This is a genomic window from Metapseudomonas boanensis, from assembly GCF_018704125.1.
Classification (GTDB): Bacteria; Pseudomonadota; Gammaproteobacteria; order Pseudomonadales; family Pseudomonadaceae; genus Metapseudomonas; species Metapseudomonas boanensis.
Map to the genome: position 1 here is coordinate 158,163 of NZ_JAGTIS010000011.1, position 23,605 is coordinate 181,767.

The following is a 23,605-nucleotide window of genomic DNA, read 5'->3' on the forward strand; positions in this document are numbered from 1 at the left end:
ATGCCGAACAGAAGTAGAGAATGAGAATGTCCATGCTGGATGACCTGCTCCGACGCGTGCAGAGCTACTCCCCACGAACCCTTGAGACGGATCGCGACTTCCCTGAAGCAGCGGTGCTGGTGCCGATCACCCGCAGTGATGAGCCTGAGTTGGTGCTGACGTTGCGTGCCAGCGGCTTGTCCACCCATGGTGGTGAAGTGGCATTCCCTGGAGGGCGGCGAGACCCGGAAGATTCTGACCTCGTCCGCACGGCGCTGCGTGAGGCGGAGGAGGAGGTCGGGCTCCCGCCAGGCCTTGTGGAGGTGATTGGCCCACTGAGTACGCTGGTGTCCCGGCATGGCATCAAGGTCACGCCTTTCGTTGGAATGGTTCCCGATTTTGTGGAGTACAAGGCCAACCATGGTGAGATCGAATCGGTGTTCAGCGTGCCCTTGGCATTCTTCCGCGATGATCCGCGGGAAATGACCCACCGCATCGACTACCTCGGCAGGAGCTGGTATGTGCCCTGCTATCAGTACGGCCCCTACAAGATTTGGGGCCTTACCGCGATCATGGTGGTGGAGCTGGTCAACCTGGTGTTCGATGCCAAAATCGAGATGCGCAATCCGCCAGCGACCTTTATCAATCTCAAATAAGCCCCTGTTGAGGAGTGCCTGATGAAATACCGTCTGGGCAATGCCCGAGTCGATGCCCACCCAGACAGTTGGATCGCGCCCAACGCGACGGTCATCGGCAATGTCCGACTGGAGCCGGGCGCAAGTGTCTGGTTCGGTGCCGTGCTGCGCGGTGACAATGAGCTGATCCACATCGGTGAAAACAGCAACGTCCAGGACGGCACCGTCATGCACACCGACATGGGCTATCCACTTAGTATTGGCAAGTCGGTCACCATCGGTCACAACGTCATGCTGCATGGTTGCTCCGTCGGTGACTTCAGCCTGATCGGCATCAACGCGGTCGTGCTCAACGGAGCGAAGATCGGCAAGTACTGCATCATTGGCGCCAATGCGCTGATTCCCGAGGGCAAGGAAATCCCCGATGGCTCACTGGTCATGGGCTCGCCTGGCAAGGTGGTGCGGGAATTGACCGAGCAGCAGAAGAAAATGCTCGAGGCGAGTGCCGCCCATTACGTACACAACGCGCAGCGCTATGCGCGCGACCTGGTTGAGCAGGGCGACTGATGGAAAACGAACGCCCGGTCCGCTCGCCCTGTGTCCAGATTTGTGTGCTCGACGATTACGACATCTGCAGCGGCTGCCAGCGCAGCGCTGATGAAATCACCCGCTGGGGGCGCATGGATAATGCCGAGCGCCGCGAGGTGCTGGCGCGCTGCGTAAAGCGCGCCCGCGCTGGCGGTTTTTACCTGACGCCTCCCAGCCACGTATCTTGACCCTCCGAGGAAGTGACATGCCCCGTATTGGAACCCCCTTGTCGCCCTGTGCGACCCGCGTACTGCTGTGTGGCTCTGGCGAGCTCGGCAAGGAGGTGGTGATCGAACTGCAGCGCCTGGGCTGCGAAGTGATCGCCGTGGATCGTTATGCCAACGCCCCTGCCATGCAGGTCGCCCATCGCAGTCATGTGATCAGCATGCTCGACGGTGCCGCGCTCAGGGCTGTAATCGAAGCAGAGCATCCGCATTACATCGTTCCCGAGATCGAGGCCATTGCCACATCGACACTGGTGGAATTGGAGGCCGAAGGCTATACCGTGGTCCCGACTGCGCGAGCTGCGCAGCTGACCATGAACCGCGAAGGTATTCGCCGCCTGGCTGCCGAGGAGTTGGGCCTGCCTACCTCCCCTTATCATTTTGCTGACTCCTTCGAGGACTACCGCGCAGCCGTCGCCAGTGTCGGCTATCCCTGCGTGGTGAAGCCGATCATGAGCTCGTCCGGCAAGGGGCAGTCAGTCCTCAAGAGCGACGCTGACCTGCAGGCAGCCTGGGACTATGCCCAAGAGGGTGGTCGTGCGGGCAAGGGGCGGGTCATCGTTGAAGGCTTCATCGACTTCGACTACGAAATCACCCTGCTCACTGTCCGTCATGTCGGTGGCACCAGCTTCTGCGCCCCCATTGGTCACCGTCAGGTAAAGGGCGACTACCATGAATCCTGGCAGCCCCAGGCGATGAGCCCTGATGCACTGGCCGAATCCGAGCGAATTGCCAGAGCGGTCACCGAGGCCCTCGGCGGCCGCGGCCTGTTTGGCGTCGAACTGTTCGTCAAGGGCGACCAGGTGTGGTTCAGTGAGGTTTCACCGCGCCCCCACGACACCGGCCTGGTCACCCTGATCTCCCAGGAGCTCTCCGAGTTTGCCCTGCATGCCCGGGCCATCCTTGGTCTGCCGATTCCGGTCATTCGCCAGCAAGGGCCTTCGGCCTCGGCGGTAATCCTGGCGGAGGGGCGCTCCAGCCAAGTCAGCTTCGGCAATCTGGGCGCGGCATTGAGTGAGCCGGATACGGCGTTGCGCCTGTTCGGCAAGCCGGAAGTGGATGGCCAGCGCCGCATGGGGGTGGCCTTGGCTCGGGATGAGTCGGTCGAAGCCGCGAGGCAGAAGGCCACCCGTTCGGCCCAGGCCGTCCAAGTCGAGCTGTGAGTCGCCTGGCGGGGTTCTTGTGGTGGGCGACGGCAATGCCGTTACTGCCACTGGTCCTGCCAATGGCGGTACTTACCCGTCGATCCGCTTTGCGTCTGGCGCCTGCTGCCGGGCCGCAACAGGGATTGGTGGGCGATGCATACCCCGGCGAACCGCTGCGGTTGTTGCTGATTGGTGAGTCGACTGTCGTGGGTGTCGGGGCGTCCTGCCTTGATCACGCGCTAATCGGGCGGCTGGCCAGTGCGTTGGCCAAGAGGCTGGAGCGTCAGGTGGCCTGGCGGGCTTGCGGCGAAAACGGCATTACGGCAGCAGGCGCTGTCGAGAGGCTGCTGCCGCATGTTCAGGGCGAGGCAGTCGACCTGCTGATACTGGTTTTCGGAGTCAACGACACTACTCATTTCAGTTCAGCTCGCACCTGGGGTGAATCACTCCAGGCGTTGGCCCGTCCCTTCTCGGAACGCGGCTCTCGCGTTGTCCTGGCCGGCGTGCCGCCCCTTCAGTACTTCTCAGCGTTGCCCTGGCTGCTCCGGCTATTGCTGGGATGGCGTGCTCGACTGCTTGATCGACGGCTCAGGGAGTTGGCTGCGCGCGAGGGACTGGGCTATTGCGCGACCACGCTGGAGATGCGCGCCGAGTACCTGGCGCTTGATGGCTATCATCCGTCGCAGCGAGGTTATGAGGTCTGGGCGGAGGCGATGGCAGACTGGTTTATTGCATCGGCGTCGGAGCTGTCCCCGGCCCAGTCGCTGAGTGGCTCGGCTGATGGCAACGTGAAGGCTATGGCCTGACTGAAAGGTCCGCGCGCCAGGCCAGAACGCGCTGCACGCGGTTTTCCCCGGACTGCAGGATTTCCAGTCGATAAGGTCCGACCTTCAGGCACACGCTGCAATCTGGAATCTGCTCCAGGGCCTCGGTGACCAGCCCATTGAGGGTCTTGGGGCCATCGCAGGGCAAGTGCCAGCCCAATACCCGGTTCAGCTCGCGCAGATGAAGAGCGCCATCGAGTTCGTAGCGGCCATTCTCCAGGGGCTTGATGCCAGGGTTTGGGCTGAAGTCCTCCAGGCTGCCGAACTCGCCTACCAGCTCCTGGAAGATATCTTCCAGGCTGACCAGTCCCACCACGTCGCCGTACTCGTCGACCACAATCCCCAGGCGCCGCTGGTTCTTCTGGAAGTTCACCAGCTGCGTAAGCAGTGGCGTGCTTTCCGGAATGAAATAGGTCTCTCGGCTGGCGGTGAGCAGCGTTTCGGCGCTGGGCAGGCCTTCTGCCAACAGGCGCGGCACTTGGCGCAGGTGCAGGATTCCCTCTATCTGGTTGATATCTTCACGGAATAGCGGGAGGCGGGTATGGGTAGCGTTGCGCAATTGCTCCTGCAGCGTCTCTGGCGGTGTGGCCAGGTCGATGCCTTGGATCTCGCTCCGTGGAATCATGATGGCGCTGACGGTCACCTTCTGCAGCACGCCGATCATTGCAACCGGGAGGCGGGATTGCGGCTGGATCTTAACGCCTCGTCGGCGCCGAGATAGGATCCAGGCTACTAGCGCGGCTGCCAGTAGGGCGAGGGTCAGGCCAAGCAGGAAACCGACGAGTAGTCCGTGCATGGCCTGTAGTCAGATGTGCAGGATGAATTCGCGGACGAGCTTGCTGCCGAAGTAGGCCAGCATCAGCAGGCAGAAGCCTGCCAGGGTCCAGCGTACGGCTTTATGTCCACGCCAGCCCAGCTGGTGGCGACCCCACAGCAGCACGCCAAACACGATCCAGGCGATGCAGGACAGGATGGTCTTGTGCGCCAGGTGCTGGGCGAACAGGTTGTCGACGAACAGCCAGCCCGACAGTAGCGACAGAGACAGCAGGCTCCAGCCAGCCCACAGGAAGCCGAACAGCAGGCTCTCCATGGTCTGTAGCGCGGGGAAGTTCTTGATCAGCCCGGATGGGTGCTTGTGCTTGAGTTGGTAGTCCTGCAAGAGCAGCAGCAGCGCCTGGAACACGGCGATTGTCAGTAGGCCGTAGGCCAGGATGGACAGGAGGATGTGCGCGAGGATGCCTATGTGCTCGTCGATTGGCTGCGCCGTGCCGCCGGGCATGAACGCCGCCAGCAACACGGTCAGTGCACCCAGTGGCAGCAGGAGCATCAGCAGGTTCTCGACTGGAATTCGAGCGCAGGCCACCAGAATCAGCAGGATCACCGCAGCGGCGATGAGGCTGGCCGCATTGAAGAAATCCAGGTTCAGTCCTGCCGGGGTGACCAGCTGGAAGAACAGGCTGACGCCATGGGCGAGCAGGGCCGCCGCGCCGCAGAGGATCAGCAGCCGCTTGTTCGGTGTTGCGCGCTGGCTCAGGCGCAGGCCTTGATAGCCAGAGGCGCCCGCATAGAGGAAAGCAGCCAGGAGGCTGGGCAGCAGAGGGTGCATAAGTCCTTGTAAGGCAAGCCCGAAAGGCCGTGAGTGTGGCATACAAGGCCGGCGGGTGAAAGACCGCTGGCGGTGTCGGTGCCGCCGACACTTCGCTATAATCCGCCGCCTGCCGCTAGCTCAGCCGGGGCTCCTGAGAGCCCGAAAGGAACGCGCATGTTTGAAAACCTAACCGATCGCCTCTCGCAGACGCTGCGCCATGTCACCGGCAAGGCCAAGCTGACCGAGGACAACATCAAGGACACCCTGCGTGAAGTGCGCATGGCCCTGCTCGAGGCCGACGTTGCCTTGCCAGTGGTCAAGGACTTCGTGGGCAAGATCAAGGAACGCGCAGTCGGTACCGAGGTGTCGAAGAGCCTGACGCCGGGCCAGGCTTTCGTGAAGATCGTCCAGGCCGAGCTGGTGGAGCTGATGGGCGCCGCCAATGAAGATCTGTCGCTCAATGCTGCGCCACCGGCGGTCATCCTCATGGCCGGCCTGCAGGGCGCGGGCAAGACCACCACCGTTGGCAAACTGGCGCGCTTCCTCAAGGAGCGCAAGAAGAAGTCGGTACTGGTCGTGTCGGCGGACGTCTACCGTCCGGCGGCGATCAAGCAGCTGGAAACCCTGGCCAACGATCTCGACGTGACGTTCTTCCCGTCGGACACCAGCCAGAAGCCGGTGGATATCGCCCAGGCGGCGATCCGTGAGGCCAAGCTCAAGTTCATCGATGTGGTCATCGTTGACACCGCCGGCCGACTGCACGTCGACGCGGAAATGATGAGCGAAATCCAGCAGGTCCATGCCGCGATCAAGCCGGTAGAGACGTTGTTCGTGGTCGATGCGATGACCGGTCAGGACGCTGCCAATACCGCCAAGGCCTTCAATGATGCCCTGCCGCTCACCGGCGTGGTGCTGACCAAGGTGGACGGTGACGCCCGCGGTGGTGCCGCCCTGTCAGTGCGTGCCATCACCGGCAAGCCGATCAAGTTCCTCGGCATGGGCGAGAAGAGCGAAGCCCTCGACCCGTTCCACCCGGATCGTATCGCCTCGCGCATCCTCGGCATGGGTGACGTCCTCAGCCTGATCGAGCAGGCTGAGCAGAGCATGGATCGCGAGAAGGCCGAGAAACTCGCGAAAAAGATCAAGAAGGGCAAGGGCTTCGACCTCGAAGACTTCCGTGACCAGTTGCAGCAGATGAAGAGCATGGGCGGTCTCGGCAGCCTGATGGACAAACTGCCGATGCTGGGAGGCGTGAACCTGTCCCAGATGGGCAATGCCCAGAACGCGGCGGAGAAGCAGTTCAAGCAGATGGAGGCAATCATCAACTCCATGACGCCGGCCGAACGCCGCGACCCAGACGTGATCAGTGGTTCGCGCAAGCGCCGCATTGCCCTGGGCTCCGGCACCCAGGTGCAGGATGTCGGGCGTCTGATCAAGCAGCACAAGCAGATGCAGAAAATGATGAAGAAGGTCACTGCCAAGGGTGGCATGGCCAGGATGATGCGTGGCATGGGTGGGATGTTCCCTGGCGGGATGCCGAAGGTGTGAGATCTGGTCGCCGACCGGTGGCCAGTAAAAAGAGATTTGCAATCGGCCGGATAATCTTTAGAATATGCGGCCTTTCGGGCCCATGGCCCATGTGTGCATACAGCTTGAAAAGCACCGACTACAGGAACGAAGTTCAATGGTAACCATCCGTCTTGCCCGTGGCGGCTCCAAGAAGCGCCCCTTCTACCACCTGACCGTGACCAACAGCCGCAATGCGCGCGATGGTCGCTTCGTTGAGCGCATCGGCTTCTTCAACCCGGTTGCTCAGGGTGCAGAAGTGAAGCTCTCCGTGAACCAGGAGCGTGCCAGCTACTGGCTGAGCCAGGGCGCCCAGCCGTCTGAGCGTGTTGCTCAGCTGCTGAAGGAAGCTGCCAAGGCTGCTGCCTAAGCATCTTTATGAGCACGACGCCGGCCCCCGCCGAGGATCTGATCGTTCTCGGCAAGATATTCTCGGTGCATGGCGTACGTGGCGAGGTGAAGGTCTATTCCTTCACCGATCCGCTGGATAACGTGCTCGATTACCGCCGTTGGACGCTTAAGCGTGACAACGAGGTAAAGCAGGTCGAGGTCATCAGTGGACGTGTGCATGGCAAGGTCCTGGTGGCAAAGCTGAAAGGGTTGGACGACCGTGATGTCGCCCGCACTTACGCAGGTTTTGAAATTTGCGTGCCTCGCAGTGAGCTGCCCGAACTCAGCGATGACGAGTTCTACTGGTACCAGTTGGAAGGTCTCAATGTGATCAACCAGGACGGGCAATTGCTCGGCCGTATCGATCATCTGCTCGAGACCGGTGCCAACGACGTGATGGTGGTCAAGCCCTGCGCTGGCAGCCTGGATGACCGTGAACGCCTTCTGCCCTATACGGAGCAGTGTGTGCAATCGGTCGATCTGGATGCCGGTGAAATGCGGGTGGATTGGGACGCCGATTTCTAAGGGCCTGACTTGAAAAGCATGCAGGTCGAAGTCATCAGCATCTTTCCCGAGATGTTCGCCGCCATCAGTGAATACGGCATTACCAGCCGTGCGGTGAAGCAGGGGCTCTTGAAGCTGAACTGCTGGAATCCGCGGAGTTTCACCGAAGATCGTCACCAGACGGTGGACGATCGCCCCTTCGGTGGTGGCCCAGGCATGGTCATGAAGATCCAGCCCCTGGAACGGGCCCTGGCAGCAGCCAAGGCAGCGGCAGGGGAGCGAGCGAAGGTGATTTACCTTTCGCCGCAAGGACGCCAATTGAAACAGGCGGCCGTGCGCGAGCTGGCGAACGAGGATGCTTTGATCCTCATTGCTGGTCGCTACGAAGGCATCGACGAGCGCTTCATTGAGGAGCACGTCGATGAGGAATGGTCGATTGGCGACTACGTCCTGTCCGGCGGTGAGCTGCCGGCCATGGTGCTGATCGATGCGGTGACGCGGTTGTTGCCTGGCGCGCTGGGCCACGCGGACTCCGCCGAGGAGGACTCCTTTACGGACGGCCTGCTCGATTGTCCGCACTACACTCGACCCGAGGTGTACGCAGACAAGCGTGTTCCTGAGGTGCTGCTCAGCGGCAACCACGAACACATCCGGCGATGGCGTTTGCAGCAGGCCTTAGGGCGCACCTGGGAACGTCGGGCTGATCTTCTGGATTGCCGCTCGCTTTCTGGAGAAGAGAAAAAGCTGCTGGAGGAATACATCCGCCAGCGGGACGATAGTTAACGTATCGATGGCAGGCCAGAAACCTGTCTTAGGAGCATAGCGATGACCAACAAGATTATTCAGCAGCTCGAAGCCGAGCAAATGAGCAAAGAGATTCCGGCTTTCGCCCCGGGCGACACCGTAATCGTTCAAGTTAAAGTAAAGGAAGGCGACCGTCAGCGTCTGCAGGCTTTCGAAGGTGTGGTCATCGCCAAGCGCAACCGCGGCCTGAACAGCGCGTTCACCGTGCGCAAGATTTCCAACGGCGTGGGCGTAGAGCGTACTTTCCAGACCTACTCCCCGCTGGTTGACAGCCTGTCCGTCAAGCGCCGCGGTGACGTGCGCAAGGCCAAGCTGTACTACCTCCGCGACCTGTCCGGCAAGGCTGCTCGCATCAAGGAAAAGCTGGTCTAACCGACCGGTTTCGAAGAAAACCCGCCCTGGTTCGCCTCGGCGGGTTTTTTCATGCCTGGTTGGGTCTCAAGGTTTGCTCGAGTTGTTCGAACGCGTCTTCGACGCGTTCCACACCTTCGCGCAATGAGGCCAGCGGGGCAGGTGTTTGGCACAGCGACTCGAGGCGCTGACAACTGTCGATCAGGTGCCTCGCCTTGATGATTTTGGCGGCGCCCTTGATCTTGTGCGCCAGCCCTGCGATGCCTTGCCAGTCCTGCTGTCCAGTGAGTGCGCGCAATTGGTCGAGATCCTCTCGGTTTGCTTGCAAAATCTCATTGATCAAGCGTGAATTGAGAACTGGATTCCCTCCAGTAAGCAGGTCCAATTCTCCCAGGTCGCACCTAAGCAACCCAGGTTCAGCAGGGGGCAATCCTGTAGCCTCTGCCAGCTGTACTTCCAGCGCCTTGAGGCTGGCAGGTTTGAACAGGCAGGCATCCATCCCTGCTTCAAGGCACCGTTGGAACTCTTCGCTTTGCGCGTTTGCGGTGTACCCGAGCACCCGACAGCGGTGGCGTCCCTCGGCTTGTTCCTGTTCGCGGATGCGGCGCGTCAGTGCGTAACCGCCCATCACTGGCATGTGACAGTCGCTGATGACCACGTCGAAGCGTTCTCTCCTCCAGATTTCCAGGCCTTCGGCGCCGTGCTGAGCACTGGTGATCCGATGTCCCAAGAAGCTCAGTTGCTGCCTGAGAAGTTCGCGATTGGCCGCGTGATCGTCTACGACCAGCACGTCCAAGGGGCGTTGGCGTAGTCTGGTAATTCCAGGCGTTGGAGGCGCAATGGGCAGGCCTTCATCCAACTGCACGAGGTCCAGGGTCAGCGTCACTTGAGTCCCATGGCCAAGCTTGCTGTGCATGCTCAGGGTACCCCCCATCATTTCGCAAAGGGTGCGGCTGATCACCAGACCCAGGCCGGCGCCCCGGTTGATGTTCGGATCGTTGTTGCTGGCTTGTACGAAGGGCTGAAAGAGTCGTTGCAGGTCGGCCTCGCCAATGCCTATGCCGCTGTCCTCTACCTCCAGCCTCAGCGCAAGGCGTCGCTCCTGGCCTGATGATCCCGTTACCCGAATGCTCACGCTTCCTGATTCTGTGAACTTGATGGCATTGCTCACCAGATTGGAGAGGATCTGCTTGAAACGCATTGGGTCGATCTGGACGTCGCAGTCGATCCGGTCGTCGAATGCCAGTAGAAGTTCCAGGCCCTTCTGGTGTGCGACGCCGTCGAACACGCGCACCACCGATTCCACCAGATCGCGCAGGTTGGCCTGGACCGGAGTCAGGCTCAAGCGGCCGGACTCGATCCGCGCAATGTCCAGGATGTCTCCGATCAGCTCCAAAAGATTCTTTGCCGAGCCATAGGCCAACTGGATCGCAGGGGTGTCTAACTGGCCCTGCTCCGCGCGCTTGAGGGCGAGCTCCAACATGCCGATCACCGCATTCATTGGCGTACGGATTTCATGGCTCATGGTGGTGAGGAAGGTACTTTTGGCCCTGCTTGCCTCGTCGGCCCGTTCCTTCGCCTCTTGCAGCGCGTCGACCAGCCTGCGGCGTTCGCTGATATCGATCCAGCCACCGATGACGCCCTTAACTTTGCCGCGGAAGTCCCTGTAGGGCAGCAGCCAATGGTAGAGGGTCAGCTGCTGGCCGCGGACGTTGAGTTGCCGATCGTTCTGTAACGAGAGACCTTCTTCGATTACCTGGCGATAGTCCTTGCGCAGCTGTTCGGCGTCCGCCGGGTTGTCCAGGATCTGTTCAGGAAGGGCCTGTCCGATCAGAGGCTGCCGTTCGAGGCCCAGGGTTTGCAGATAGTTTTCATTGCAGAGAAGGAGGTTGCCCTTCAGATCCCTTACGTAAATAGGATGCGGCGTGCCGTTGATCAATGCCTCCATGAACTGCAACTGATCATTGAGAGCGTGCTGGGCCTGTATCCGAAGCTTGATCTGACGGCGAAGGTAGGCGTTCCACAAGAGAGATACGAGCAGCAACAGACTGGAGATCATGACTACTTGGTAGATGATCTGCAGGTAGTCCCGCCATGACTGACCGCTGACTTCAACGTTGGAGCGCCAACGCTGGTTGACCAGGACTGCCAGTTCGTCAGGCGGAATGCCGACCAGCGCCTTGTCCAGAATCGAGACCAGCTCGTGGTTCTCCCGCCGCACCGCAAAGCCGATGAACTCCTCCGGCACATCGATGAGTTCCGAAATGCGGAGCTTGTCCGAAAACATTCGGTGGACGTAGTACTCGGCGACATTTCCAGACATGACGGCGCCATCCGCCCCACCTCGTGCGGTGAGGGCGAGGGCGTCGAGCAGTGAGTCGACTTCGACCAATTGCACCTGCGGATAGGTGCGACGCAGGAAGTCGAGCAGGATGTAGCCGCGCGTAACGGCCACGCGCTTGCCTGCCAGAGCCTCCAGTCTGGCGGCTGCTTCCGGCTGTCGAGGGGTGACGGTGACAAAGGAAACGCTCATGTAGGGACGGGTGAAGCTGACGGTCTTCTCGAGCGTCATTCTGGGGCTCAGTGCTCCGATCATATCCGCCTGACCACTTTTCAGGTCATCGAGCATGCCATCCATGCTGGCAGTGCGGACAATCTCGAAGTGCAGTCCGGTGCGCAGCCGCACCTGTTCAAGAACATCTGCGGTAATGCCGTGATAGTTGCCCTCACTATCGAAAAAGGTTACCGGCGTGTAGTTGCCATATGTGGCGACACGTACGACCGGGTGCTGCTCTAGCCACGTCTGCTCAGCGGACGTAAGTGGCAGCTCGGGTTCCAGCAGGGCGGGCGTGTTGCCGCCGCTCCAGCGCTTCATGAGGCTGGATCGATGGCTCTGCAGAAAGCGGCTGAAGAGCGTGTTGAGCATGCGAAGCAGGCGGGTATCTTCCTTGCGTAGCATGAAGCCGAACCCCTGGGAGACCATCCCACCGAATCGGGTGATTCGCAGGTGGTTGGAGAAGGTCTGGTTGATCAGGTAATTCGAGGAGATCATGTCGCCCAGGTACACGTCGCTTTTGCCCATCGCCACCGCCCGCATTGCGGAGTCCGGTGTGGGGTAGCTATGTACCGAGGCCAGCGGATAGATAGCTTGCACCCTCCTTGGAGACAGGTACTCCTGGGAGATCGCGATTCGCATGCCGCCAAGGTTTGCAGGTAGCTCGCGCTGTTCGTCCAGGCGGGTGACCAAGGCCGGACGGTCGGATACATAGGGCTGGGTCAAGACAAGGCGCGGATTCTCCGCCTCCAGGTCGTTCGACGTGCTCAGCAGGTCTGCTTCACCTTGCAGGACGGCCTGCATGGCCAGCTCACGATCCGTGAAGCGTCTTACGCGCAACGGCACATCCAGTAGCCGGGACACCAGACCTGCCACATCCGCTGTAAGACCTTCATAGTCGCGGCCGCTGGTGGTCAGGTCAAAGGGGGGGAGGTCGTTGCCGACTGCGAGGATGAGTTCGCCTTTGCTTCGAATCCATAAGCGGTCGTCGTCGGAGATGTCCACTTTCCAATCGAAGCTGATCGGGCGGCTCAGCAGCGGCAAGGTGTGCGGCTCTGCCAAGGTCTGCATGGAATTACTGGCAATCAATAGTGCGATGAAGGTCAATAAGTGTGAGCGCATTATTCCGTCTCGGCCGCCACAGGCGTTGCGTCTGGCATTCAGTTCAGCACTCAAGGGATGCTGGTGCGGCGGAAAATAGCTGAGCGTTGACGGTGCGCCTACGTGATGGACAGCTCGCTAGGGATGTTTGGGATTATTCGTTGATAAGATCAGCTAATTCCTACGTCTACTCGGGGCGACGGGCTGGTGGGAGGGGCAGTTGTGTCTGGGTGAAGAGGCGGGCGCCCTTATGGAATAATCCGCCCCCGCGCTCCCGCCTGAGTGTTGCAATGTTTCGGCAAGGGCCCGCCGGGCGCCAGGGGGGTCTCCCTGTCCATCTGGCAGCGCAGAACAACGACAAGATTTGCGGCACGCAGTGGCAGCCACATCAGTTATCAATCGAGTAGTCGTGGCATGACCCCAAGAGAGCAAGAAATCGCCCGCCGGATCTTGATGTCCGAAAGCCGGGTAACCAAGGCGGTGTTCCCGCCAACCACCAACCACCACAACACGCTGTTCGGTGGCACCGCACTGGCCTGGATGGATGAGGTGTCGTTCATCACTGCAACCCGCTTTTGCCGCTTGCCACTGGTAACAGTGTCCAGTGATCGCATCGACTTCAAGCATCCGATCCCGGCGGGCTCCATTGTGGAGTTGGTGGGGCGTGTGGTGCATGTCGGCAATACCAGCCTCAAGGTCGAGGTCGAGGTGTTCGTCGAAGACATGTACCGTCCTGTTCGTGAGAAGGCCATCAGCGGCCTGTTCAGCTTCGTCGCGATCGGTGAGGACAAGCGCCCGGTGCAGGTCCTGCCGGAGTTTGCCAAGGCTTCCAGTGAAACGGCTTAGTGCGACCGGTGTTCCAGGTCTCCGGGGGGCACAGTTCGCGGTTGGGCGTGACCTTCGTCGGGAGGATTCACGCAGTTGTGCAAGCTCACCTTGAGGGACGCCTGGGGCGGGTCGATGTTGTGAGCGTCAGGCTGCCGAAGCTCTGGATCTGAGAGGCTCCAGCCACGCGGATATCGAAGCGCACCTCACCGATGGAGCTGGGCAGGCGCAGGTTCAAGGGGTCGTCAGGGTTGATGGTGGAGGCAACCTGACCAGGGTTGTAAGCCACATCCTGCATCGACGTCTCGGCGCAATGGCTTTTCAGCACTGGCATCACCAGCTTGGGCAGCTATTGTACCGAGCCCAGTCCGTCACCGAAGATGGGATGATATCAAGGTGAAATCATGGGATTGCTGAACCGGGTGTCACCGAACTTAGGATAGGTCGGTACGGCCACTGGTCAGTGTGGGCGACAGGTGACGCGATCATTGGTAACACCTACCGTCGCGTCGGTTTCCATCAGGGACACCCGCGACCAGCCGCCTCCAGGGTGGACCCAGCTCCTGACTCACCTCCAGCAGGACCTGGGCGAACATCGGCGATAACGCCGTGGCCACGATGCCGCCCAGGGTTCACCAGGGGGCCATGTTGCGGATGAAATACGCCAGCCGCTATGGAAGACTAGCGCCACGTCATAGAAAAGCAGCTTGCCATGTCCGCCCTGGAACATCCCCTTATCGATCGATTTCTTGAGGCCCTCTGGCTTGAAAAAGGCCTTTCACCCCATACCCGTGATGCCTACCGCAGTGATCTTGCCCACTTCAACGGCTGGCTGGATGCACGTGGCCTGGCATTGGAGGCGGCCGGGCGCGAGCTGATCCTGGATCACTTGGCCTGGCGCCTGGCGGAGGGTTACAAGGCTCGCTCGACCGCACGCTTTCTCTCCGGCGTGCGCGGTTTCTATCGCTACCTGCTGCGTGAAGGGGTGATCAGTGAGGACCCGACCCTTCAGGTGGATCTGCCGCAACTCGGGCGCCCGCTGCCCAAGTCCCTCTCCGAAGCTGATGTAGAGGCTCTGTTGCACGCCCCCGACCTGGAAGACCCGATCGGCCTGCGTGACCGCGCCATGCTCGAAGTGCTCTACGCCTGCGGTCTGCGGGTCAGTGAATTGGTGGGCTTGACGCTGGAGCAGGTCAACCTGCGCCAGGGCGTGCTCAAGGTGTTCGGCAAGGGCAGCAAGGAGCGGCTCGTGCCGTTGGGCGAAGAAGCCATCCTCTGGATTGAACGCTACCAGCGGCAGGCGCGCCCCTTTCTCCTCTCCGGCAAGCCTAGCGATGTGTTGTTTCCAAGCATGCGGGGTGAGCAGATGACCCGACAGACCTTCTGGCACCGTATCAAGCACCACGCCCAGGTCGCGTGCATTGCCAAGCCGCTCTCGCCGCACACCTTGCGCCATGCCTTTGCCACCCACCTGCTCAACCATGGCGCCGACCTGCGTGTCGTGCAGATGCTGCTCGGCCACAGCGACCTGTCCACCACCCAGATCTATACCCACATCGCTCGTGCGCGATTGCAGGAGTTGCATGCCCAGCACCATCCGCGAGGCTGAGACTGCCGGGGGCGGATTCATCCCACCGAGCGCCTGGCGTCGGCGTTGGAGGCCTTCTGTGTTAGGCTTGAGCGATCGTACGAACGTCCGCCGCTCGACAGGAGTATCCATGCGCGTGACCCGCCTTTGCGCTGCCCTGGCCCTTGGCCTGGCCAGTACCCTCAGCCTGGCTGCCGACCCTGACCAGGCCATCCGCAAGACTCTCGATACGCTGCAACTGGGCGTGCCCGTCGAAAGCATTGCCGAAAGCCCCATGACCGGTATCTACCAGGTCCAGCTCAAGGGCGGCCGCATGCTTTACACCAGTGCCGACGGGCAGTTCCTGATGCAGGGCTACCTCTATCAGATCAAGGACGGCAAGCCGGTAAACCTTACCGAGCAAGCCGAGAGCCGCTCCATCGCCAAGGAGATCAATGCGATTCCCAAGAGCGAGATGGTGGTGTTCTCTCCCAAGGAGCCGGCCAAGGCGCATATCACTGTCTTCACCGACACCGACTGTGGCTATTGCCAGAAACTGCACAGCGAAGTGCCTGAACTCAATCGCCGTGGCATCGAGGTGCGCTATGTTGCCTTCCCGCGTCAGGGTATCGGCAGCCATGGCTACAACAGTCTGGTCAGCGTCTGGTGCAGCAAGGACCGTCAGGCCGCGATGGACAAGGCCAAGTCCCGCCAGGAGCTGCCCGCCGCTACTTGCGATAACCCGGTGGCCAAGCAGTTCGAACTGGGCCAAATGATCGGCGTGAATGGCACCCCGGCCATAGTCCTGGGTAACGGCCAGATGATCCCGGGTTACCAGCCGGCGCCGCAGTTGGCGAAATTGGCCCTGGAGGCCAAGTAACCTGCAGGCCCGGCTCGATTGACCAAAATTCAGCCGCTTCGTAAAGTGCGGCTCTTTTCCGCGGACGGGGCGATCCCGGCCGTTTTCGCAGTGATGATGGGGAGTTCAGCGTGAAGCCGGTAAAAGTAGGCATCTGTGGCCTGGGGACCGTCGGTGGCGGCACCTTCAACGTACTCAAACGCAACGCCGAGGAGATTGCCCGCCGTGCCGGGCGCGGAATCGAGGTTGCCCAGATTGCCGCTCGTCGCCCCAACCCGAAGTGTGAAACCGGTACCACCCCCATCACCGCGGACATCTTCGAACTGGTCGACAACCCGGAAATCGACATCGTCATCGAGCTGATCGGTGGCTACACCCTGGCTCGTGACCTGGTTCTCAAGGCCATCGACAACGGCAAGCACGTCGTTACTGCGAACAAGGCGCTGATCGCCGTGCACGGCAATGAAATCTTCGCCAAGGCTCGCGAGAAGGGCGTCATGGTCGCCTTCGAAGCTGCCGTGGCCGGTGGTATCCCGGTGATCAAGGCGATCCGCGAGGGCCTGTCTGCCAACCGCATCAACTGGCTGGCCGGCATCATCAACGGCACCGGCAACTTCATCCTCACCGAAATGCGCGAGAAAGGCCGTGCTTTCGATGACGTCTTGAAGGAAGCGCAAGCGCTGGGCTACGCCGAGGCTGATCCGACCTTTGACGTCGAAGGCATCGATGCTGCTCACAAGCTGACGATCCTCGCGTCCATCGCCTTCGGTATCCCGCTGCAGTTCGACAAGGCCTACACCGAGGGCATCACCAAGCTCACCACTGCCGACGTCAACTATGCCGAAGCCTTGGGCTACCGTATCAAGCACCTGGGCGTGGCGCGCCGCACCGATAGCGGCATCGAGCTGCGTGTGCACCCGACACTGATCCCGGCCGATCGCCTGATCGCTAACGTCAACGGCGTGATGAACGCCGTGATGGTCAACGGCGACGCCGCTGGCAGCACCCTGTTCTACGGCGCTGGCGCCGGCATGGAGCCCACTGCTTCGGCCGTTGTGGCCGACGTGGTCGACGTTGTTCGCGCACTGACCACCGACCCGGAAAATCACGTTCCGCACCTGGCCTTCCAGCCGGACTCACTGTCCGACCACCCGATCCTGCCGATCGAAGACTGTGAGAGCGCCTACTACCTGCGCATCCAGGCCAAAGACCATCCGGGCGTGCTGGCACAGGTGGCCACCATCCTTTCCGAGCGTGGCATCAACATCGAATCGATCATGCAGAAAGAAGTCGAAGAGCAAGACGGCCTGGTGCCGATGATCCTGGTTACCCACCGGGTCGTCGAGGCGCGCGTCAACGACGCCATTGCCGCGCTGGAAGCTCTGGATGACGTGGTAGGCAGCGTTGTGCGCATCCGCGTCGAGCAACTGAACTAAGTAGCCGCCGGCGCGGGTGGTGGAGCGCAGGGGCGATCCCCCGGCGCCCCTTCTTGTGCCGGGAGCTCGAAACCAAGGTTTGAAGCTATGCGTTATATCAGTACCCGCGGCCAGACACCGGCCTTGAACTTCGAAGACGTCCTGCTGGCCGGCCTGGCCAGCGACGGCGGCCTCTACGTGCCAGAAAACCTGCCGCGCTTCACCCAGGAAGAAATTGCCTCCTGGGCTGGCCTGCCGTACCACGAACTGGCCTTCCGCGTGATGCGCCCCTTCGTGACCGGTAGCATCCCGGATGCCGACTTCAAGAAAATCCTCGAAGAAACTTATGGCGTCTTCGCCCATAACGCGGTGGCGCCGCTGCGCCAGCTGAACGGCAATGAGTGGGTGCTGGAGCTGTTCCACGGCCCGACCCTGGCGTTCAAGGATTTCGCCCTGCAGTTGCTCGGTCGCCTGCTCGACTACGTGCTGGCCAAGCGCGGGGAGCGTGTGGTGATCATCGGCGCCACCTCCGGTGACACCGGCTCGGCGGCCATCGAAGGTTGCCGCCGCTGCGACAATGTCGACATCTTCATCCTGCATCCGCACAACCGCGTGTCGGAAGTGCAGCGCCGCCAGATGACCACCATCCTCGGCGACAACATCCATAACATCGCTGTCGAGGGCAACTTCGACGACTGCCAGGAGATGGTCAAGGCGAGCTTCGCCGATCAGGGCTTCCTCAAGGGCACCCGTCTAGTAGCGGTCAACTCGATCAATTGGGCGCGGATCATGGCCCAGATCGTCTACTACTTCCACGCAGCGATCCAACTCGGTGGGCCGGCCCGTTCCGTGGCCTTCTCGGTACCCACTGGCAACTTCGGCGACATCTTCGCCGGTTACCTGGCGCGCAACATGGGGCTGCCTATCAACCAGTTGATCGTCGCCACAAACCGCAACGACATCCTGCACCGCTTCATGAGCGGCAACCAGTACGTCAAGGACACTCTGCATCCGACCCTGTCGCCGTCCATGGACATCATGGTGTCGTCCAACTTCGAGCGTCTGCTGTTCGACCTGCACGGCCGCAATGGCGCTGCTATCGCCAGCCTGATGGATACCTTCAAGCAGGGCGGCGGCTTCAGCGTCGAGGAAGACCGCTGGACCGAAGCGCGCAAACTGTTCGACTCGTTGGCTGTGGATGACGAAGCCACGTGCGAGACCATCGCCGAGGTGTTCGAGGAGTGTGGCGAGCTGCTCGACCCGCACACAGCCATCGGCGTCCGTGCCGCACGCGAGTGCCGCCGCAGCCTGGCCATCCCGATGGTGACCCTGGGCACGGCGCACCCGGTGAAGTTCCCGGAAGCTGTCGAGAAGGCCGGCGTTGGCCAGGCTCCGGCACTGCCGGCGCACCTGGCCGACCTGTTCCAGCGTGAAGAGCGTTGCACTGTACTGCCGAACGACCTGAAGCAGATCCAGGCCTTCGTCAGCCAACATGGCAACCGCGGCAAGCCGCTCTAAGCCAAGGCGCAAGCCACAAGAAAGGCCGGTTTCCGAGAGGTGCCGGCCTTTTTCATGCCAGGGTTTCCTGTGGAGGAAGCCCCTTGTGGAGGCAAATTCTTGTTGGGGCGAATTCGCCCCAACAGGGAACGCCGGCTTCCAGCCCTCGGCGATCAGATCGCCCCATCCGCCTTCAACGCCGCCACTTGCTCAGTGCTGTAACCCAGCCCCGCCAGCACCTCGGCGTTGTGCTCACCCAGCTCCGGGCCGACCCATTCGGCCGAGCCGGGGGTTTCCGACAACTTGGGCACGATGCCGGGCATCTTGAACGGTTTGCCGTCCGGCAACTTTGCCGAGAGGAACATCTCGCGAGCGAGGAATTGCGGGTCGCTGAACATGTCTTCGGCGGAGAAGATCCGGCTGGCTGGCACCTCGGCGCGGTTAAGGATGGTCAGCACTTCCTCCAGCGGAAGTGAGCCCGCCCAGCGGTCGATCACGCCGTAGAGTTCATCGCGACGAGCATCGCGGCCGGCGTTGTCGGCCAGTTGAGGGTCGTTGGCCAGGTCATCCCGGCCGATGGCCTGCATGAAGCGTTTGAAGATCGCATCGCCGTTGGCGCCGATCTGCACATGCTTGCCGTCGACGCTCGTATGGATGGAGGAGGGCGTGATGCCGGGCATGATGTTGCCGGTGCGTTCGCGGATGAAGCCGAACACATCGAACTCCGGCACCATGCTTTCCATCATGGCGAATACCGCCTCGTAGAGCGCCACGTCCACCACTTGGCCCTGGCCTCCATTGACTTCGCGGTGGCGCAGTGCCATCAGCGCACCGATGACGCCCCAGAGCGCAGCGATGGAGTCGCCGATGGAAATGCCGGTACGCACCGGCGGGCGATCCTCGAAGCCGGTGATGTAACGCAGTCCGCCCATGGATTCGCCTACGGCGCCGAAGCCTGGCTGGTCCTTGTACGGGCCGCTCTGGCCGAAACCGGACAGGCGCACCATGACCAGCTTCGGGTTCAGCGCATGGAGCACGTCCCATCCAAGGCCGAGCTTTTCCAATACACCGGGTCGGAAGTTCTCGATCAGGATGTCCGCTTCTGCGAGCAGTTTCTTGAGGATTTCCTGGCCGTCGTGGTGCTTCAGGTTGAGGGTCAGGGACTTCTTGTTACGCGCCTGCACGAACCACCAGAGCGAGGTACCTTCGTACAGCTTGCGCCACTTGCGCAGCGGATCACCGCCATCCGGTGACTCGATCTTTATCACGTCGGCACCGAACTCGGCGCACAGACGAGAGGCAAAGGGGCCAGCGATCAAGGTGCCGAGCTCGACCACTTTGAGGCCGGCGAGGGGTTTGGCAGGTGCGTTCATCGGGTTATCCATGGGCCAGGCAATGGCGGCGACTCTACTCTGTGGTGTTTGCAGCGAACAGCCCGTATTGCCGCTGGCGCCCCCCTCTGGGCCGACTTAAAGTTCTTGCAGGACTTCCATTCGCGCTCGCCGACCGCCATGCCAACCCGCCCTGCAATCCGCTGCCACTTGTCGCCCAGTCCGCACCGGGAGGAGGGCATGTGCAACTGAATATCCCCACCCTGATGCTTGTGGATATCTACATCCTCGCTCTGGTGGGCATTCTCATGCTCCACGCTTGGCGCCGCGGTCGTCGCGAACCGACCCTGGGCTATCTGGCCGCGATGCTTCTGCTCGGAGCGCTGGGCACGGTTCTCGGCAGCCTGCGTGGCATTGGCATGGACTACGTGCCGCTGGTCATCGGTAATGTGGTGCTGCAACTGTGCGGGGCGATGAACTGGACCGCCATGCGCGTATTTGCCGGACGCCAGCCACACCTGCCGGGCATTTGCGCGGGCGCGGTGATCTGGGCGCTGCTCTGTCTCAACCCTGCCTTCTACGAGTCGCTGACGGTGCGCGTGGCCCTCAGTTCGATAGTAACCGTCAGTTACGCCGGGCTCAGTGCCTTTGAGCTCTGGCGCAGCCGCAAGAGCCTGGAAGTGGCCTACGTGCCGGCTCTGGTCCTGACGATTTTCCACATGGGCTTCTACTGCGTGCGCATCGTGGTCGACCGCGGCATGCCTTTCGAGCAGGCCTTGGTCAGTTCAGGTCAGGGCACCAGCTTCTTCTCGCTGCTGGTCTTCGAGACCCTGCTCTACGCCATCGGCATTGCCTTCGTGACCTTGGCCATGGTCAAGGAGCGCGCCGAGCTGAAGTTCCGTGCCGCCGCTTACTGCGACCCCCTGACTGGCGTCGGCAACCGTCGGGCTTTCATGTCGTCGGGCGAATACCTGCTGGCCAGCTGTGAGCATCGCCAGGAGCCGGCGGCCCTGCTTCTATGCGATCTGGATTACTTCAAGCGGCTCAATGACAACTTCGGTCATGCAGCCGGGGACGAGGCTTTGGTGGCCTTCAGCCGGGTCGCCGTCAGCAGCATGCGCAAGCAGGATGTGTTCGGTCGCATTGGCGGTGAGGAGTTCGCCTGCTTGCTGGCCGATGCCGACGATGAGGCGGCCGCGCAGGTGGCCGAGCGCATCCGTCGCGAGTTCGCCGATTTGCCGGCTCAAGAGCCGGGGCTGCTCAGCGTCAGCATCGGGATCGCTGGCACCCGAGAGGCCGGATACGATCTATTTCGCTTGCTGTCGCTGGCGGACGAAGCGCTCTACGCCGCCAAGGACAAGGGACGCAACCGTATCCAGCGCTACACCGCCGATTAGCCGGAAGTCAGCCAAGGTGGAGGAATCAGGGTAGACTTGCGGCCTTTGCGAATCACCAAGAAGCCCCCAATGGCCCTCCAAGCGACCCCCTACAAAGTCGAGCTCAACCTGACGGATCTCGACCGCAACGTCTATGAAAATCTGCGTTTCACCGTTGCCAAGCACCCCTCGGAAACCGAAGAGCGCCTGGCGGTGCGGTTGATCGCCTATGTCCTCTGGTATCACGAGCAACTGGCCTTCGGGCGTGGCTTGTCGGATGTCGACGAGCCGGCGCTGTGGGAGAAGAGCCTGGACGACCGCGTGCTGCACTGGATCGAAGTGGGCCAGCCGGATGCCGAGCGCATCACATGGTGCTCTCGCCGAACCGAGCGGTTCAGCCTGGTTACCTACGGCAACCTGCGTGTCTGGCAGACCAAGGTGCTCGACAGCGTGCGCAGCTTGAAGAACATCAATGTCGTTGCCGTGCAACAGGAGGCGCTTGAGGAACTGGCCCATGACCTGCCGCGCTCGATCAGCTGGAGCGTGATGATCAGCGACGGTGCGCTCTATGTGACCGATGAGCGTGGCCAGCACGAAGTCCCGCTGGAGTGGCTCGTAGGCGAGCGCTGATCCATTTCATCTCCCCCTGGCGAGGGCGATGCCTCTCGCCCTTGGCCCCGCGCCCGGAGGGTGCGGGGGAAGTCGAGTTTCAGATTGGACCGCCCATGCGTATAGAACACCGCTCCCTGCCTGACGTCCTGCCCGATCTGGGTGATTTGCCACCGCTGCTGGCCCGCTTGTACGCCTCCCGGGGCGTGCAGTCCGCCGCCGAGCTGGATAAGAGCCTGGCACGGTTGATTCCCTTTCAGTTGCTCAAGGGCATCGAGGCTGCGGTGGACCTGCTGGTGCACGCACTGGAGCAGCGCCAACGCATTCTTTTCGTGGGGGACTTCGATGCCGACGGCGCCACGGCCAGCACCGTCGGCGTACTCGGCCTGCGCATGCTTGGTGCCGCCCATGTTGACTACCTGGTGCCCAACCGCTTCGAGTATGGCTACGGCTTGACGCCGGAAATCGTGGCGGTGGCCCTGGAGCGCCAGCCTGACCTGCTGGTGACCGTCGACAACGGCATTTCCAGTGTCGAAGGCGTGACCGCGGCCAAGGCTGCCGGACTGAAGGTGCTGGTGACCGACCACCACCTGCCTGGCCATGAACTGCCGGCGGCGGATGCGATCGTCAACCCCAATCAGCCGGGCTGTGAGTTCCCCAGCAAGGCCATGGCCGGTGTCGGTGTGATCTTCTACGTCCTGCTGGCCCTGCGCGCGCGCCTGCGTGAGCTGGACTGGTTCGCCCGCTCCGGGCTGAAAGAGCCGAATCTCGGCGACCTTCTCGATCTGGTGGCCCTCGGCAGCGTCGCTGATGTGGTGCCGCTGGATGCCAACAACCGCATCCTGGTCCACCAGGGCCTGTCGCGCATCCGCGCCGGCCGGGCGCGGCCGGGCCTCAAGGCGATCCTCGAAGTGGCGGGGCGACCGGCTGGGCGCATCACCTCCACCGACCTGGGTTTCATCCTCGGCCCACGCCTGAATGCCGCCGGACGCCTGGACGACATGAGCCTCGGCATCGAGTGTCTGCTCTGCGAGGACGAGGCCCTGGCCCGCGACATGGCGGTGCAACTGGACCAGCTCAACCAGGATCGCAAGGCCATCGAGCAGGGCATGCAGCGCGAGGCCCTGGCCCAACTGAAAGACCTGCCGCTCGAGGACCTGCCCTTCGGCCTCTGCCTGTTCGACCCGGAATGGCACCAGGGCGTCATTGGCATTCTTGCTTCGCGCCTGAAGGAGCGTTACCACCGCCCGACCATCGCCTTCGCCGATGCTGGCGACGGACTGCTCAAGGGCTCGGCGCGTTCCGTGCCGGGCTTTCATATCCGCGATGCGCTGGATGCGGTGGCCGCCCGCCATTCGGGGCTGATCAGCAAGTTCGGCGGGCATGCCATGGCCGCTGGCCTGTCGCTGCCGCAGGAGCATTTCGGCGCCTTCGCCGCCGCCTTCGATGGCGAGGTCCGTCGCCAGCTCAATGAGGCTGACCTGACCGGCCGGCTGCTCTCCGATGGCCAGCTCAGCGTCGAGGAGTTCCATCTGGAGCTGGCGCGCGCGTTGCGCCTGGCTGGGCCCTGGGGCCAGCACTTCCCCGAGCCGCTATTCCACGGCGTGTTCCAGATCGTCCAGCAGCGTCTAGTCGGGGAGCGCCACCTCAAGCTGGTCCTGAAAAGCGAGTGCGGTTCCATCCAGCTCGACGGCATCGCCTTCAACATCGACCGCGAACTCTGGCCGAATCCCACGGTGCGCTGGGCCGAACTGGCGTACAAGCTGGACGTGAACGAATACCGCGGCAATGAAAGCGTGCAGTTGATGGTGGCGCATATAGCGCCACGTTGATGGCACGCTACCCACCTGCTGGCCTTACTTCCCTCTCCCCC

At 61.8% G+C, this 23,605-nt stretch carries 22 protein-coding genes and 1 pseudogene; 18 read left to right on the forward strand and 5 right to left on the reverse strand.

Annotated features, from left to right (window positions below):
* Window positions 1-32 precede the first annotated feature (32 nt).
* The 5 genes from J7302_RS19205 to J7302_RS19225 are packed head-to-tail and all read left to right on the forward strand — an operon-like array spanning window position 33 to window position 3,377.
* Window positions 33-635: a CoA pyrophosphatase gene (locus J7302_RS19205; protein ID WP_215378438.1), complete on the forward strand. Its 603-nt coding sequence runs from the start codon at window positions 33-35 to the stop codon at window positions 633-635.
* A 21-nt stretch (window positions 636-656) separates the two neighbouring features.
* The gene (locus tag J7302_RS19210; protein WP_215378358.1) at window positions 657-1,181 is read left to right on the forward strand and encodes a gamma carbonic anhydrase family protein; all 525 of its coding nucleotides are present in this window, start codon (window positions 657-659) and stop codon (window positions 1,179-1,181) included.
* Window positions 1,181-1,390, forward strand: a complete 210-nt coding sequence (locus tag J7302_RS19215; RefSeq protein WP_215378360.1) for a DUF1289 domain-containing protein — start codon at window positions 1,181-1,183, stop codon at window positions 1,388-1,390. The genes J7302_RS19210 and J7302_RS19215 overlap by 1 nt, the downstream gene beginning before the upstream one ends.
* 17 nt (window positions 1,391-1,407) lie before the next feature.
* Window positions 1,408-2,589 carry a formate-dependent phosphoribosylglycinamide formyltransferase gene (gene purT / locus J7302_RS19220; protein WP_215378362.1) on the forward strand — a complete coding sequence of 394 codons (1,182 nt, stop codon included), beginning with the start codon at window positions 1,408-1,410 and terminating at the stop codon, window positions 2,587-2,589.
* Window positions 2,586-3,377 (forward strand): SGNH/GDSL hydrolase family protein, encoded by a 792-nt coding sequence (locus tag J7302_RS19225; protein ID WP_215378364.1) that lies wholly within the window; start codon window positions 2,586-2,588, stop codon window positions 3,375-3,377. The genes purT and J7302_RS19225 overlap by 4 nt, the downstream gene beginning before the upstream one ends.
* Here the strand turns inward: J7302_RS19225 and J7302_RS19230 are convergent.
* Together J7302_RS19230 and J7302_RS19235 are read right to left on the reverse strand one after the other, a co-directional pair.
* Window positions 3,367-4,191: a transporter associated domain-containing protein gene (locus J7302_RS19230; protein ID WP_215378368.1), complete on the reverse strand. Its 825-nt coding sequence runs from the start codon at window positions 4,189-4,191 to the stop codon at window positions 3,367-3,369. The genes J7302_RS19225 and J7302_RS19230 overlap by 11 nt on opposite strands.
* A 9-nt stretch (window positions 4,192-4,200) precedes the next feature.
* Window positions 4,201-5,001 carry a cytochrome C assembly family protein gene (locus J7302_RS19235; protein ID WP_215378370.1) on the reverse strand — a complete coding sequence of 267 codons (801 nt, stop codon included), beginning with the start codon at window positions 4,999-5,001 and terminating at the stop codon, window positions 4,201-4,203.
* A 156-nt stretch (window positions 5,002-5,157) separates the two neighbouring features.
* Between J7302_RS19235 and ffh the strand changes: the two genes are divergently transcribed.
* The 5 genes from ffh to rplS all read left to right on the forward strand — a co-directional run bounded on the left by ffh (window position 5,158) and on the right by rplS (window position 8,619).
* Window positions 5,158-6,531: a signal recognition particle protein gene (gene ffh / locus J7302_RS19240; RefSeq protein ID WP_215378372.1), complete on the forward strand. Its 1,374-nt coding sequence runs from the start codon at window positions 5,158-5,160 to the stop codon at window positions 6,529-6,531.
* Window positions 6,532-6,667: 136 nt separating this feature from the next.
* The gene (gene rpsP / locus J7302_RS19245) at window positions 6,668-6,919 is read left to right on the forward strand and encodes a 30S ribosomal protein S16 (RefSeq protein ID WP_215378374.1); all 252 of its coding nucleotides are present in this window, start codon (window positions 6,668-6,670) and stop codon (window positions 6,917-6,919) included.
* Window positions 6,920-6,927: 8 nt separating this feature from the next.
* Window positions 6,928-7,464, forward strand: coding sequence for a ribosome maturation factor RimM (gene rimM, locus J7302_RS19250; protein ID WP_215378376.1), 537 nt, complete (start codon window positions 6,928-6,930; stop codon window positions 7,462-7,464).
* Between the two features lie 18 nt (window positions 7,465-7,482).
* Window positions 7,483-8,226 (forward strand): tRNA (guanosine(37)-N1)-methyltransferase TrmD, encoded by a 744-nt coding sequence (gene trmD / locus J7302_RS19255; protein ID WP_215378440.1) that lies wholly within the window; start codon window positions 7,483-7,485, stop codon window positions 8,224-8,226.
* 42 nt (window positions 8,227-8,268) lie between these two features.
* Window positions 8,269-8,619 (forward strand): 50S ribosomal protein L19, encoded by a 351-nt coding sequence (gene rplS, locus J7302_RS19260; protein ID WP_215378378.1) that lies wholly within the window; start codon window positions 8,269-8,271, stop codon window positions 8,617-8,619.
* 49 nt (window positions 8,620-8,668) lie between these two features.
* Here the strand turns inward: rplS and J7302_RS19265 are convergent, their stop codons facing one another.
* Window positions 8,669-12,328: a transporter substrate-binding domain-containing protein gene (locus tag J7302_RS19265; RefSeq protein ID WP_251702153.1), complete on the reverse strand. Its 3,660-nt coding sequence runs from the start codon at window positions 12,326-12,328 to the stop codon at window positions 8,669-8,671.
* A gap of 339 nt (window positions 12,329-12,667) precedes the next feature.
* Here J7302_RS19265 and J7302_RS19270 point away from each other — a divergent pair, with 339 nt between their 5' ends.
* Window positions 12,668-13,099, forward strand: a complete 432-nt coding sequence (locus J7302_RS19270) for an acyl-CoA thioesterase (RefSeq protein WP_215378380.1) — start codon at window positions 12,668-12,670, stop codon at window positions 13,097-13,099.
* Between the two features lie 80 nt (window positions 13,100-13,179).
* Here J7302_RS19270 and J7302_RS19275 read toward each other — a convergent pair.
* Window positions 13,180-13,454: pseudogene (locus J7302_RS19275) on the reverse strand (hypothetical protein); the annotation flags it as partial.
* A 336-nt stretch (window positions 13,455-13,790) separates the two neighbouring features.
* Between J7302_RS19275 and xerD the strand changes: the two are divergent.
* The 4 genes from xerD (at window position 13,791) to thrC (ending at window position 18,437) form a co-directional block, all read left to right on the forward strand.
* Entirely contained in the window at window positions 13,791-14,687 is an 897-nt protein-coding gene (gene xerD, locus J7302_RS19280) for a site-specific tyrosine recombinase XerD (protein WP_215378384.1), read from the forward strand.
* Between the two features lie 109 nt (window positions 14,688-14,796).
* Entirely contained in the window at window positions 14,797-15,525 is a 729-nt protein-coding gene (locus J7302_RS19285) for a DsbC family protein (protein ID WP_215378386.1), read from the forward strand.
* A 110-nt stretch (window positions 15,526-15,635) separates the two neighbouring features.
* Entirely contained in the window at window positions 15,636-16,940 is a 1,305-nt protein-coding gene (locus J7302_RS19290; RefSeq protein ID WP_215378389.1) for a homoserine dehydrogenase, read from the forward strand.
* A gap of 87 nt (window positions 16,941-17,027) precedes the next feature.
* Window positions 17,028-18,437: a threonine synthase gene (gene thrC / locus J7302_RS19295; RefSeq protein WP_215378391.1), complete on the forward strand. Its 1,410-nt coding sequence runs from the start codon at window positions 17,028-17,030 to the stop codon at window positions 18,435-18,437.
* A gap of 152 nt (window positions 18,438-18,589) precedes the next feature.
* On the opposite strand, the gene J7302_RS19300 is transcribed toward thrC, so the two are convergent.
* Entirely contained in the window at window positions 18,590-19,789 is a 1,200-nt protein-coding gene (locus J7302_RS19300; protein ID WP_215378394.1) for a CaiB/BaiF CoA transferase family protein, read from the reverse strand.
* A 200-nt stretch (window positions 19,790-19,989) separates the two neighbouring features.
* Here J7302_RS19300 and J7302_RS19305 point away from each other — a divergent pair, with 200 nt between their 5' ends.
* The 3 genes from J7302_RS19305 (at window position 19,990) to recJ (ending at window position 23,564) form a co-directional block, all read left to right on the forward strand.
* Window positions 19,990-21,144: a GGDEF domain-containing protein gene (locus J7302_RS19305; RefSeq protein WP_215378396.1), complete on the forward strand. Its 1,155-nt coding sequence runs from the start codon at window positions 19,990-19,992 to the stop codon at window positions 21,142-21,144.
* A gap of 69 nt (window positions 21,145-21,213) precedes the next feature.
* Window positions 21,214-21,753 (forward strand): YaeQ family protein, encoded by a 540-nt coding sequence (locus J7302_RS19310; protein WP_215378398.1) that lies wholly within the window; start codon window positions 21,214-21,216, stop codon window positions 21,751-21,753.
* Window positions 21,754-21,848: 95 nt separating this feature from the next.
* Window positions 21,849-23,564, forward strand: coding sequence for a single-stranded-DNA-specific exonuclease RecJ (gene recJ / locus J7302_RS19315; RefSeq protein WP_215378401.1), 1,716 nt, complete (start codon window positions 21,849-21,851; stop codon window positions 23,562-23,564).
* The last annotated feature ends 41 nt before the right edge of the window (window positions 23,565-23,605 follow it).

Excerpts from the sequence above, each read along its gene's own strand:
- recJ (WP_215378401.1), top strand. The coding sequence starts at position 21,849 with ATGCGTATAGAACACCGCTCCCTGCCTGACGTCCTGCCCGATCTGGGT.
- purT (WP_215378362.1), top strand. The coding sequence starts at position 1,408 with ATGCCCCGTATTGGAACCCCCTTGTCGCCCTGTGCGACCCGCGTACTG.
- J7302_RS19205 (WP_215378438.1), top strand. The coding sequence starts at position 33 with ATGCTGGATGACCTGCTCCGACGCGTGCAGAGCTACTCCCCACGAACC.
- J7302_RS19215 (WP_215378360.1), top strand. The coding sequence starts at position 1,181 with ATGGAAAACGAACGCCCGGTCCGCTCGCCCTGTGTCCAGATTTGTGTG.
- rpsP (WP_215378374.1), top strand. The coding sequence starts at position 6,668 with ATGGTAACCATCCGTCTTGCCCGTGGCGGCTCCAAGAAGCGCCCCTTC.
- rplS (WP_215378378.1), top strand. The coding sequence starts at position 8,269 with ATGACCAACAAGATTATTCAGCAGCTCGAAGCCGAGCAAATGAGCAAA.
- thrC (WP_215378391.1), top strand. The coding sequence starts at position 17,028 with ATGCGTTATATCAGTACCCGCGGCCAGACACCGGCCTTGAACTTCGAA.
- J7302_RS19310 (WP_215378398.1), top strand. The coding sequence starts at position 21,214 with ATGGCCCTCCAAGCGACCCCCTACAAAGTCGAGCTCAACCTGACGGAT.
- ffh (WP_215378372.1), top strand. The coding sequence starts at position 5,158 with ATGTTTGAAAACCTAACCGATCGCCTCTCGCAGACGCTGCGCCATGTC.
- trmD (WP_215378440.1), top strand. The coding sequence starts at position 7,483 with ATGCAGGTCGAAGTCATCAGCATCTTTCCCGAGATGTTCGCCGCCATC.
- J7302_RS19300 (WP_215378394.1), bottom strand. The coding sequence starts at position 19,789 with ATGAACGCACCTGCCAAACCCCTCGCCGGCCTCAAAGTGGTCGAGCTC.
- rimM (WP_215378376.1), top strand. The coding sequence starts at position 6,928 with ATGAGCACGACGCCGGCCCCCGCCGAGGATCTGATCGTTCTCGGCAAG.
- J7302_RS19235 (WP_215378370.1), bottom strand. The coding sequence starts at position 5,001 with ATGCACCCTCTGCTGCCCAGCCTCCTGGCTGCTTTCCTCTATGCGGGC.
- xerD (WP_215378384.1), top strand. The coding sequence starts at position 13,791 with ATGTCCGCCCTGGAACATCCCCTTATCGATCGATTTCTTGAGGCCCTC.
- J7302_RS19210 (WP_215378358.1), top strand. The coding sequence starts at position 657 with ATGAAATACCGTCTGGGCAATGCCCGAGTCGATGCCCACCCAGACAGT.
- J7302_RS19230 (WP_215378368.1), bottom strand. The coding sequence starts at position 4,191 with ATGCACGGACTACTCGTCGGTTTCCTGCTTGGCCTGACCCTCGCCCTA.
- J7302_RS19270 (WP_215378380.1), top strand. The coding sequence starts at position 12,668 with ATGACCCCAAGAGAGCAAGAAATCGCCCGCCGGATCTTGATGTCCGAA.
- J7302_RS19285 (WP_215378386.1), top strand. The coding sequence starts at position 14,797 with ATGCGCGTGACCCGCCTTTGCGCTGCCCTGGCCCTTGGCCTGGCCAGT.